The following is a 10,868-nucleotide window of genomic DNA, read 5'->3' on the forward strand; positions in this document are numbered from 1 at the left end:
CGGGTGCGCCGGCGGGTCGCCTCGACCCTCGCAGGTCCGCCGGCGGCTGTCACCCGGGAGGGCCCGGGCCCTCCCGGGTGACCGCGCTCAGTGCGCCCGGTGCGGCACCGGCTCCGGGAGCCCTGCGTCGGCGCGCACCCGGCGGGAGAAGCCCTCGATCGAGCGCAGGGCGTCCACCAGGTCCGGCACCCGCACCGCGAACGGCATGGCGTGGATCGTCTCGCCCTCGGCGGTGGCCAGCTCCGCGACCCGCGTCAGGTCGTCGACGTCGCCGGGCGTCAGGCCGATCTCGGTCAGCGTGTTCGGCAGCCCGACCCGGGTGGTGAACTCGACGAACGCGCGGATCTCCTCCACCGGCGCGCCCTCGAGCACCAGCTGGGTCACCGAGCCGATGTTCACCTTCTGCCCGTGGGTCAGCCCGTGCGTCTGCGACGCGGCGGTGAGGCCGTTGTGGATCGCGTGCGCCGCGGCCAGCCCGCCCGACTCGAAGCCGAGCCCGGACAGCAGCGTGTTCGCCTCGACCACCTTCTCGACCGACGGCGTGACCAGGTGGTCGCGCACCGCGTCGATCGCGGGCAGCGCGTGCTCCCAGAGGATGTCCCAGGACAGCCGGGCCAGCGCCGTGCCGGTCGCGGTCGGGGCCCCGCCGGCCATCGTGGTGCCGTCGCCCCGCGCCACCGCGCGCGCCTCGATCCAGGTCGCCAGCGCGTCGCCGACCCCGGCCACGAGGAACTTCACCGGCGCGTTCGCGACCAGGCGGGTGTCGACGAGCACGAGATCGGGGTTGTGCGGGAAGAACCGGTACTCCTCGAACCCGCCGTCCTCGTCGTAGATGACCGAGAGCGCGGAGCAGGGGGCGTCGGTCGAGGCCACGGTCGGGACGGACACCCAGCGCGCGCCCGCCAGGTGGCCCGCCGCCTTCACCGCGTCGATCACGGACCCGCCGCCCACGCCGACGACGACGTCCGCGCCCACCTCCCTCACCCGGTCGGCGATCGAGTCCACCGCGGCGGCGGTCGCGTACACGCCGAACCCGTCCCGGGTCAGCGGCAGCCCGGCGGCGTCGAACGAGCGGGCGACGGCATCGCCGACGAACGACCACACGGTGTCGTCGGCCACGACCAGGGGGGTCCGGCCCACCGGTGCGACGAGCTCGCCGAGGCGCTCGATCGCGCCGGGGCCCTGGGCGTACCGGGCCGGGCTGATGAGGGTGCGGACGGGCGGGTGGTCCTGGCTCGCGGACACGGGTCCTCCTCGCGGGGTCGCGTCGGCGGCGGGTCCGTCGGTCACGGGCCTCGCCGACCGCCGACCCGTCCACCGTACGGAGCCGCGCGAGCGGCCGCCAGGGCGACGTGGGCGGGCGTGGGCGGGCGTGGGCGCAGGTCCGGGGCGCGCAGTAGGGTCGCGGCATGGCACTCACCGAGGACCCGCGCACCGCTCCGTCGATCCGCTGGGGGATCCTCGGCGCGGGCGGCATCGCCGCCGCCTTCGCCGACGCCGTCCGGAGCAGCACGCGCGCCCAGCTCGTCGCCGTCGGCTCCCGCGACCGCACCCGCGCCGAGCGGTTCGCCACCGCCCACGGCATCCCCACCACGCACGTCGGCTACCGGGATCTCGTCGAGGACCCGCAGGTCGACGTCGTCTACGTCGCCACCCCGCACTCCGAGCACCGCGAGCACGCGCTGCTCGCCATCGCCGCCGGCAAGCACGTGCTGGTGGAGAAGGCGTTCACCCGCAACGCCGCCGAGGCGGAGGAGGTGCTCGCCGCCGCGCGCACCGCCGGCGTGTTCGTCATGGAGGCGATGTGGACCCGGTTCCTGCCGCACGTCGCGGCGGTGCACCAGGTGATCGAGTCCGGCGAGATCGGCGAGGTCGTCGCCGTGCACGCGGACCACGGCCAGTTCTTCCCGTTCGACCCGGCGCACCGGCTGTACGACCCGGCGCTCGCGGGCGGCGCGCTGCTCGACCTCGGCGTGTACCCGGTCGCGTTCGCGCACGACTTCCTCGGCGCCCCCACGTCGGTCAGCGCGGTGGGCGCGCTGACCGAGACCGGCGTCGACGGCCAGCTCGGGATCGTGCTGAGCTACGGCGACCGGACGCAGGCCGTGCTCAGCACGACCCTGTGGGCGAAGACCCCCACGACCGCGGCGATCAGCGGCACCGAGGGCACCATCACGATCGACGGGTCGTTCTACGCGCCGACCTCGTTCCGGGTGCGCCGGCGCGACGGCCGGTCCTGGACGTTCGACCAGCCGGTCGAGCGCGGCCTGCAGTACGAGGCGGCCGAGGTCGCGCGCCGCGTCGCCGAGGGCGCGACCGAGAGCCCGCGGATGAGCTGGGCGGACACCCTCGCGGTGCTCCGCACGATGGACGAGGTCCGCGCGCAGGTGGGGGTCGTCTACCCCGGCGAGTGACCCGCGGTCAGCGGCGGTCCGGGGCCTGCACCCGGACCGCCAGCACCGCGACGTCGTCCGCGGGCCGGCCGTCGACCAGCGCGGCGGTCAGCTCCCGGACCAGCCGGTCCGGCTCGCGGTCGGCGAGCCGGCCGGCCTCCCGCGCCAGGCGCTCCAGCGCGTGCGGCAGCGCCACGTCCCGGCGCTCGACCAGGCCGTCGGTGTAGAGCAGGAGCGTGTCGCCCGGCCGCAGGTCGGTCGCGTGGTCGCGGCGGTCGCGGGCGGGGTCGACGCCGAGCAGCAGGTCGCTGCCCGGGTCGAGCAGGCGACCGCCCGCGCCGGGGCGCACCAGCACGGGGGCCGGGTGACCGGCGTTGGACCACGTGACGCGGACGCCGCCGGGGGTCCCGCCGGGGGTCCCGTCGGCCGCCGTCCCGAGTGGTGCGCAGCGCGCCACCAGCGCGCTCGCCACCGTGCCCATCCCGAGCCCGGCGTCCGCCCGGTCCAGCCGCGCCAGCCACGACGAGGGGGCGCCGTCGGGGCGGTCCCAGGCGAACGCCCGGAGCGTCGAGCGCAGCTGCCCCATCCGGGCCGCGGCGTCCATGTCGTGCCCGGTGACGTCGCCGACCACGGCCACGAGGTCGCCGTCGGGCAGCACGAGCCCGTCGTACCAGTCCCCGCCGACCTGGTCCTCCTGCGCCGCGGGGAGGTAGGACGCGGCGAGGCGGAACCGGTCCGGCTGCGGGAGCGCGGTGAGCATCGCGTCCTGCAGCGTGCGGGCGACGTCGCGCCGCTGGTCGAGCAGCAGCGCCCGCTCCAGCGCCTGGGCGGTGTACCCGGCGAGGGCGGCCTTGACCTCCCGGTTCTCCTGCCGGAAGTCGCGCGGCACGGGCCAGCCGAGGGTGAGCACCCCGAGCAGCCGCCCGCGGGACACGAGCGGCAGCACCGCGCGTCCGCCGTCGGGCAGCGGCCGGTCGCGTCCGGCGTCGATCCCGGCCATGCCGGGGAACCGCCGCACGAGCGCGGTGTGGTCGCGGAAGTACAGCGGGACCCGGGTCCGCGCCACGTGCGCGACCGGGCGGTCGTCGGTCAGCGCGGCGTGCCGGAGCGCCTCGACGCCGTGGCCGTCGAACGCGTCCATCGACGTGTACGTGAGCCCGTGCCCGTCGGCGTCGAGCAGCGCGACGCCGGACATCGTCGCGCCGAGCCCGATCGCGGCCACCCGGGACACGGCGCGCGTGACCTCGGCGACCGTCGTCGCGGCGGTGAACGCCTCGGCCATCGTCAGCAGCAGCCGGCCGTGCCGGTGCGCCTCGGTCGCGACCCGCTGCGTGCGCCGCGCGCGCTCCCGCTCCCCGCGCAGCCGCAGCTCGCTGGTGCACGCCGCCGCGAGGTCGGCGAGGTAGGCGACCTGCTCGTCGGTCCACGCGCGCGCGGCGGTGTCGATGGCGCACAGCGCGCCGACGACCTTGCCCTCGTCGTCCCGCAGGGGGCAGCCGACGTAGGCCACGACGTCCAGGTCGGTCACGGCGCCGTGCGCGGCGAGCGCGGGGTCGTCGCGCGCGTCGGGGACGACGACCGCCTCCTCGCGGCGCACCACCTCGAGGCACAGCGCGTGGGTCAGCGGGAGGCGGCGGGCGGCCTCCAGGTCCGGCGGCAGCCCCACGGCGCCGAGGATCAGCTGCTCCGTGTCCGTGAGCACCGACACGAGCGCGACCGGCGCGCCGAGGTGGCCCGCGGCCAGCCGGCCGAACCGCTCCAGCTCCGGGTCCGCGCCGGGGCAGGGCACCGTCGGCAGCGGGAGGTCGGTGGTGGCCACGCTCCAGTGTGGCAAACCGCCTCGTCGCGCGCGGGCGTTCCGGCGGTGTGGGCGGGGGTCGGTAGCCTGGCGCGCGTGACCCACCAGCCCGCGCCGGCGCACCGCCCCGTCCCGACCGTCGCCGGCGGGCTGTTCGTCTCCTTCGAGGGCGGCGACGGCGCGGGCAAGTCCACGCAGTCGCGGCTGCTCGGCGACTGGCTGAGCGGGCTCGGCCTCACCGTCGTGCTCACCCGGGAGCCGGGCGGCACCGACCTCGGGCGGGTGCTGCGCCGCGAGGTGCTGCACGGCGGGCACGTCGACGCGCGCACCGAGGCGCTGCTCTACGCCGCGGACCGGGCGCACCACGTCGCCTCGCTGGTCCGGCCGGCGCTCGCGGCCGGGTCCGTCGTGGTCACCGACCGGTACCTCGACTCCTCCGTCGCGTACCAGGGCACCGGCCGGGAGCTGGGCGCCCAGGAGGTCGAGGACCTGTCCCTGTGGGCGACCGGCGGCCTGCTGCCCGCGCTCACCGTGCTGCTCGACCTGGACCCCGCCGACGGTCTCGGCCGGCTGCGCGCCCGCCCCGACCAGCCGGACCGGCTGGAGAGCGCGGGGGACGAGTTCCACCGGCGCACCCGGGAGGCGTTCCTCGGGCGCGCGGCGGCCGACCCGGGCCGCTGGCTGGTGCTCGACGCGGCGCGCCCGGTCGACGACATCGCGGCGGACGTGCGCGCGCGGGTGGCGGCGCTGCTCGGGCTGGGCGCGCGCGACGCCGAGCCGGGCGCGCCCGACGCCGCCGACGCCGCCGACGCGGGCGGCGCGCGATGACGACGGTCTGGGACGACGTCGTCGGCCAGGACCCGGCCGTCGCGGTGCTCCGGGAGGCCGTGGCCGACCCGTCGAGGATGACCCACGCGTGGCTGCTCACCGGCCCGCCGGGGTCCGGGCGGTCCAACGCGGCCCGGGCGTTCGCCGCGGCGCTGCAGGACCCGTCCGGCGACCCGCGCAGCCCCGGGTGCGCGACCGTGCTCGCCGGCACCCACCCCGACGTGACGTTCGTGTCCACCGAGGGCGTCGTCATCCGCGTCGACACCGTGCGGCCCCTGGTCGAGCTCGCGCAGAGGGCGCCGTCGCAGGGCCGGTGGCGGGTGATCGTGATCGAGGACGCGGACCGGCTCAACGAGACCTCGGGCAACGTGCTGCTCAAGGCGATCGAGGAGCCGCCGCCGCGCACCGTCTGGCTGCTGTGCGCGCCCAGCCCGCAGGACGTGCTCGTGACGCTGCGGTCCCGCAGCCGCTCGGTCGCGCTGCGCGTGCCGCCGGTCGAGGCGGTCGCCGACCTGCTGGTGCGCCGGGACGGGATCGAGCCCGGCGTCGCCCTGGTCGCGGCCCGCGCCGCGCAGTCGCACGTCGGCGTGGCCCGGCGGCTGGCCCGCGACCCCGAGGCGCGGGCCCGCCGCTCCGCGGTGCTGCGGATCGCGCCGCGGCTGCGCGGGGTGGGCGACGCCGTGCTCGCGGCCGCCGAGCTCGTCGAGACCGCGCAGGCCGACGCGAAGGCGGCGACCGAGGAGCGGGACGCCCGCGAGCGGCAGGCGCTGCTGCACTCGCTCGGTGCCGAGGGGCTGACCGTGATCCCGCCCGCGCTCCGCGGCCAGGTCAAGCAGCTGGAGGACGAGCAGAAGCGCCGGGCGACCCGCGCGCAGCGCGACGTGCTCGACCGGGCGATGGTCGATCTGCTGTCGTTCTACCGGGACGTGCTGGTGCTGCAGCTGGGCGCCGACGTGCACCTGGTGAACGCCGAGCACGAGGAGGCGGCCCGCGGGATCGCCGAGTCGTCCACCCCGGAGCAGACGGTCCGCCGGATGGACGCGGTGGGGGAGGCGCGCACCCGGCTCGAGGGGAACGTCGCGCCGCTGCTCGCCGTCGAGGCGATGCTCATCGCGCTGCGCCCCCAGGCCTGACCCGCGCTCCGGACGGCCCGCACCGGGGGCCCCGGGCGGCCGTTACCGTTGTCCGGTGACTCCCGCCCCGGAAGCCCTCAGCCGACCTGTGCCCGCGCCCCGCCGTCGCGCGCTCGTGCGCGCCGTCGCCGCCGTGGCGGTCGCCGCGCTCGCCCTGGCGGGGTGCTCCGCCCCGCGCGAGCAGACCGAGGTGACGACGGCACCCACCGCCGCGGACGTCCGCGGCCTGGACGCCATCTACGCCCAGGAGCTCGGCTGGCAGGCGTGTGGGGACCTCGAGTGCGCCACGCTCGTCGTGCCGCTCGACCACGAGGAGCCGGACGGCGACACCATCGAGATCGCCGTCAGCCGGCACCGGGCGTCCGGCGAGAAGCTGGGCTCGCTGCTGATCAACCCGGGCGGCCCGGGGTCGTCGGGCATCGACGCGCTGTCCTCCATCGCGATCCCGCGGTTCGGCGCCGAGGTCGTCGAGCGGTACGACCTGGTCGGCTTCGACCCGCGCGGGGTCGCGGCGTCCACCCCGGTCACCTGCGTCGACGGGCCGGGGATGGACCGGATCGTCTCGACCGACTTCGACTTCACGACGGACGAGGGCATCGCGGCGGCGGAGGCGGCGTACGGCGAGCTCGGCGCCGCCTGCCTGCAGAACACCGGCCCGGTGCTGGAGCACGTGGACACCGTGTCCGCCGCGAAGGACATGGACGTGCTGCGCGCCGTCCTCGGCGACGACGCCCTGCACTACGTCGGCTACTCGTACGGCACCCAGCTCGGCGCGACCTACGCCGCGCTGTTCCCGGAGCACGTCGGCCGCCTGGTGCTCGACGGCGCGCTCGACCCCACGCTGTCCTCCCAGGAGCTGTCCGAGGGGCAGGCGCGCGGGTTCGAGAACGCGCTGCGGGCGTACGTGGCGGACTGCCAGGCCGGCGCCGGCTGCCCGCTCACCGGGTCGGTGGACGACGGGCTCGACCAGGTGAAGCAGGTCCTCGACCGCGCCCGGCGCTCGCCGTTGCCGACCGGCACGGACCGCCCGCTCACCGGCACCCTGGCGTTCAGCGGCATCGCCCTCCCGCTGTACGACGAGCAGTCCTGGAGCGCCCTGACGACGGGCCTGGACGCGGCGCTGGCCGGCGACGGCTCGGTGCTGCTGCAGCTCGCGGACCTGTACTACGACCGCGCCGCGGACGGCACGTACACGTCGAACTCCACCCAGGCGTTCTGGGCGATCGGCTGCGCGGACGACCGCGGCACCACCGACGTCGCCGAGATGCGCGCGCAGGCCGCCGCGATCGAGGAGGCCGCCCCGACGGTGGGGTACTACTTCGGCTACGGCGGCGTGATCTGCGCGCAGTGGCCCGTCCCCGAGGCCGGCGGCCTGGAGGACTACTCCGCGGAGGGCGCCGCGCCGATCGTCGTCGTCGGCACCACCAACGACCCCGCGACGCCGTACGCGTGGGCGGAGAGCCTCGCGGGCACGCTGGACTCCGGCACGCTGCTCACCTACGAGGGCGAGGGTCACACCGCCTACGGCCGGTCGAACACCTGCATCGCGGACGCGGTGGACGCGTACCTGCTCGAGGGGACCGTGCCGGACGACGGCACCCGCTGCTGACCCGGCGGGCCGCCGCCGAGGCCCGGTCGTCACGGGGGTGACGAGGGTCGCTTTGGTCGCGGCGCCGTCCGCCAGGTACAGTTGCCGTGCTCGTCCGCCGGGAACGGCGGGCGCGCCGCCTTAGCTCAGTCGGCAGAGCGTCTCACTCGTAATGAGAAGGTCAAGGGTTCGATTCCCTTAGGCGGCTCACGCTGGAGGCCCGGGATCCCGCGCGGATCCCGGGCCTCTGCGGTAGTCCGGACGACACCCCACCCGGTGCCGTCGCCCCCACCCTCCGCCGATGCCGTGCGGAGTGAGAGCAGTCGACAGATCATCACCCTCAGTACCCGCACGACCACCCCCGCCGACAGCGCGCCCGTCCAGTGGCGTCAGGCGGACGAGAACCTCTGGGCCGCCACCGCCGGCGGCGAGTACGCCGGGCTCATCGCCCGCGAGACCGACGGCCACCACGTCGCCGACCACCTGTCGCGCCCCGTGGCCGTCACCGAGACCTGGGACGAGGCCGTCGCCGCGCTGGTCGCCGCACGCCGTCCCGCTGCGCCCGCCTGCCGCGTGCGCACCCACCACCGTCCGCGCCGTCGAGGTGCGGGACGAGGGGTCGCGTCCGCGGCCCCGTCACCCGAACGAGAGAAGACATCATGACCACGGGCACCGTGAAGTGGTTCAACGCCGAGAAGGGCTTCGGCTTCATCGCGCCGGCCGAGGGCGGCCCGGACGTGTTCGCGCACTACAGCGCGATCGCCTCCTCCGGCTACCGCTCCCTCGAGGAGAACCAGCAGGTCGAGTTCGACGTCACCGAGGGCCCGAAGGGCCCGCAGGCGGCGAACATCCGCCCGCTCTGAGCTGACGCGCGAACGCCGGCCGCCCCCTGACGGGGACGGCCGGCGTTCTGCTGCCCGGGGTGGTTCAGGCCCCGCGGTACCGCTGCACCATCGGGCAGTCGAACGGGTTGCGGGCGGCGAGGCCCACGTCGTTCAGGTACCGCACCACGATCGCGTACGAGCGCAGCAGGGACGTCTCCGTGTACGGCACGCCGTTGCGCAGGCAGTGCTCGCGCACCAGGAGCCGGGCCCGGGCCAGGTGCGGCCGCGGCATGCTCGGGAACAGGTGGTGCTCCACCTGGTAGTTGAGGCCGCCCATGAGGGTGCTCATCGCGGTCCCGCCGGTGATGTTCCGGGACGTCAGCACCTGCTTGGACAGGAAGTCCAGGCGGCTGCCCTCGGGGATCATCGCCATGCCCTTGTGGTTCGGGGCGAACGAGGCGCCCATGTAGACGCCGAACACGGCCATCTGCACGCCGAGGAAGGCGAAGCCGAGGCCCCAGCCGAGGAACCACAGCACGGCGGCGACGTACGTGCTCATGCGCACGACGAGCATCGTCAGCTCGAGCGTGCGGGCGCGGGACCGCTCCTGGGCCAGCAGGCTGCGGAACGCGGTCACGTGCAGGTTGAGGCCCTCGAGCGTGAGCAGCGGGAAGAACGCCCAGCCCTGCACACGGGTCAGCGCGGACATCACGCGGCTCTGCTTCGCGGCGTCGGAGTGCAGGAACACGATGGTGTCCGGCGCGATGTCCGGGTCCTTGCCCACGTGGTTCGGGTTGGCGTGGTGCCGGGAGTGCTTGGTCATCCACCACGAGTGGCTGATGCCGACGACGCCGTTGGCGAGGATCCGGCCGAGCCGGTCGTTCGCCGGCCCCGACGCGAGGACCTGCCGGTGCGACGCCTCGTGCGCGACGAACGCGACCTGGGTCAGCACGATGCCGAGGCCGCCCGCGATCAGCAGCTGGAACCAGGACCGGCCCAGCAGCACCGACCCGGCGACGAGACCGGCGAGGGCGACGCCGAGGCCGGCCAGCAGCAGGACGTAGAACACGGGGGTGCGGTTCAGCAGGCCGGCGTCGCGGACGACGCGGGACAGCTCCTGGTAGGAGCCGGTGCTCGCCGCCTGGTTCGGGCGGGCGGGCGCGGTCGCTGCGGTTGCGGGGGGTGTCACGAAGCGAGCTCCGAACGTGGGGGGTGGTCGACTTCCCAGCCGCTGGCGTGAGCGTGCGCTCGTCGTTCGGATGCGTTCCACGGTACGTGAGCATCCGGCCGAGCACCCGGGGGATGTCCCCCCGGTCGCGGGTGAGCCGGCCGCGCGTGTCGGGGGTGCCCGGTAGGAAGGGACGCATGGAGCCGCGGATCAGCCTGGTGACGCTCGGCGTCACGGACCTCGACCGGGAGTGCGCGTTCTACGAGGCCATGGGCTGGCCCCCGCCCCGCCGGCCCGACGAGGAGGTGGCGTTCTTCCAGGCCAACGGCCTCGTGCTCGCGCTGTGGACGGGCGTCGAGGGGCGCGGGGCGCCGGGCCTGGAGCTCGCGTACAACGTGCGGACGCCGGAGGAGGTGGCGCCCGTGCTCGACGCGGCGGCCGCGGCAGGCGGGACCGTGGTGCGGCCTGCCGCGCTCGCCGGGTGGGGCGGGACGTCCGGCGCGTTCGCCGACCCGGAGGGCTACCTGTGGGAGGTGGCGTACAACCCGGACTGGCCGCTCGGGGAGGACGGCTCGATCACGATCTGACCGGGCGCGCGGCTACCCTGCCCGCCGTGCCCTCGTACCGCGTGACCCTCGGCGTGGGGCTCCTGCACCCCGGCGTCGACCCCGCCGCGCTGCTGCCCGCCGCGGCCGACGCCGCCCGCGCGCTGACGGAGGTCGAGGCGCAGGACGTCGCCGTCGTCGCGGGGGAGGCCCGCGTGGTGGTCCGGTACCTGGCGGGCGACGACGACGTCGCCGCGCGGGTCGGGCGCCGGGTGGCGCACCGGGCGCGCGAGCTCGCCCAGGTGCACCGGGCGACGGTCGCCCGCCGCTCCGGCCCGCGCTGGATCCCGGTGGACCCGCTCCGCTGAGCGACGAGCCGGCCTGCCGCGACGGGGACGCCCGGGCCGGTGTGCGGACGCCGTGTGCGCCCGGGGACGAGGGGGTTCCCATCGGGTGTGCGTACGCGGTGTCGCCTGGGGGAGGGGAGGTTCCTCCCGGGAGTGCGTACGCGGTGTCGCCTGGGAGAGGAGAGGTGCTTCCCGGGAGTGCGTACGCGGTGTCGCCTGGGAGAGGAGAGGTGCTTCCCGGGAG

Annotated in this window: 10 protein-coding genes and 1 tRNA gene; 8 read left to right on the forward strand and 3 right to left on the reverse strand. The window is 76.1% G+C overall.

The window, feature by feature from the left end; translation table 11 throughout:
• Positions 1-87: 87 nt before the first annotated feature.
• Positions 88-1,245 carry a glycerol dehydrogenase gene (locus tag Cpa01nite_RS14535; protein ID WP_203669469.1) on the reverse strand — a complete coding sequence of 386 codons (1,158 nt, stop codon included), beginning with the start codon at positions 1,243-1,245 and terminating at the stop codon, positions 88-90.
• A gap of 164 nt (positions 1,246-1,409) precedes the next feature.
• Between Cpa01nite_RS14535 and Cpa01nite_RS14540 the strand changes: the two genes are divergently transcribed.
• Positions 1,410-2,414 (forward strand): Gfo/Idh/MocA family protein, encoded by a 1,005-nt coding sequence (locus Cpa01nite_RS14540; protein ID WP_203669470.1) that lies wholly within the window; start codon positions 1,410-1,412, stop codon positions 2,412-2,414.
• Between the two features lie 7 nt (positions 2,415-2,421).
• On the opposite strand, the gene Cpa01nite_RS14545 is transcribed toward Cpa01nite_RS14540, so the two are convergent.
• The gene (locus Cpa01nite_RS14545; RefSeq protein WP_203669471.1) at positions 2,422-4,212 is read right to left on the reverse strand and encodes a GAF domain-containing SpoIIE family protein phosphatase; all 1,791 of its coding nucleotides are present in this window, start codon (positions 4,210-4,212) and stop codon (positions 2,422-2,424) included.
• 75 nt (positions 4,213-4,287) lie between these two features.
• Between Cpa01nite_RS14545 and tmk the strand changes: the two genes are divergently transcribed.
• From tmk to Cpa01nite_RS14570, 5 genes are all read left to right on the forward strand, one after another.
• A complete protein-coding gene (gene tmk / locus Cpa01nite_RS14550; RefSeq protein ID WP_203669472.1) occupies positions 4,288-5,019 on the forward strand; it encodes a dTMP kinase in 732 nt (243 codons plus the stop codon).
• Entirely contained in the window at positions 5,016-6,152 is a 1,137-nt protein-coding gene (locus tag Cpa01nite_RS14555) for a DNA polymerase III subunit delta' (RefSeq protein WP_203669473.1), read from the forward strand. The genes tmk and Cpa01nite_RS14555 overlap by 4 nt, the downstream gene beginning before the upstream one ends.
• 55 nt (positions 6,153-6,207) lie before the next feature.
• The gene (locus Cpa01nite_RS14560; RefSeq protein ID WP_203669474.1) at positions 6,208-7,761 is read left to right on the forward strand and encodes an alpha/beta hydrolase; all 1,554 of its coding nucleotides are present in this window, start codon (positions 6,208-6,210) and stop codon (positions 7,759-7,761) included.
• A 114-nt stretch (positions 7,762-7,875) separates the two neighbouring features.
• Positions 7,876-7,948 (forward strand) — tRNA-Thr (locus Cpa01nite_RS14565).
• A gap of 451 nt (positions 7,949-8,399) precedes the next feature.
• Positions 8,400-8,603, forward strand: a complete 204-nt coding sequence (locus Cpa01nite_RS14570) for a cold-shock protein (RefSeq protein WP_147796946.1) — start codon at positions 8,400-8,402, stop codon at positions 8,601-8,603.
• A 64-nt stretch (positions 8,604-8,667) separates the two neighbouring features.
• Here the strand turns inward: Cpa01nite_RS14570 and Cpa01nite_RS14575 are convergent, their stop codons facing one another.
• On the reverse strand, positions 8,668-9,753 hold the full coding sequence (locus tag Cpa01nite_RS14575; protein WP_203669475.1) for a fatty acid desaturase family protein: 1,086 nt from the start codon (positions 9,751-9,753) through the stop codon (positions 8,668-8,670).
• Positions 9,754-9,929: 176 nt separating this feature from the next.
• Between Cpa01nite_RS14575 and Cpa01nite_RS14580 the strand changes: the two genes are divergently transcribed.
• Positions 9,930-10,319, forward strand: a complete 390-nt coding sequence (locus Cpa01nite_RS14580) for a VOC family protein (RefSeq protein WP_203669476.1) — start codon at positions 9,930-9,932, stop codon at positions 10,317-10,319.
• 26 nt (positions 10,320-10,345) lie between these two features.
• Entirely contained in the window at positions 10,346-10,645 is a 300-nt protein-coding gene (locus Cpa01nite_RS14585; protein WP_203669477.1) for a hypothetical protein, read from the forward strand.
• Positions 10,646-10,868: the final 223 nt, after the last annotated feature.

It is taken from the genome of Cellulomonas pakistanensis (assembly GCF_016862755.1).
GTDB lineage: Bacteria > Actinomycetota > Actinomycetes > Actinomycetales > Cellulomonadaceae > Cellulomonas > Cellulomonas pakistanensis.

What these genes read in the sequence shown, in the direction of transcription:
- Cpa01nite_RS14555 (WP_203669473.1), top strand. Translation starts at nt 5,016, where the DNA reads ATGACGACGGTCTGGGACGACGTCGTCGGCCAGGACCCGGCCGTCGCG.
- Cpa01nite_RS14570 (WP_147796946.1), top strand. Translation starts at nt 8,400, where the DNA reads ATGACCACGGGCACCGTGAAGTGGTTCAACGCCGAGAAGGGCTTCGGC.
- Cpa01nite_RS14580 (WP_203669476.1), top strand. Translation starts at nt 9,930, where the DNA reads ATGGAGCCGCGGATCAGCCTGGTGACGCTCGGCGTCACGGACCTCGAC.
- Cpa01nite_RS14540 (WP_203669470.1), top strand. Translation starts at nt 1,410, where the DNA reads ATGGCACTCACCGAGGACCCGCGCACCGCTCCGTCGATCCGCTGGGGG.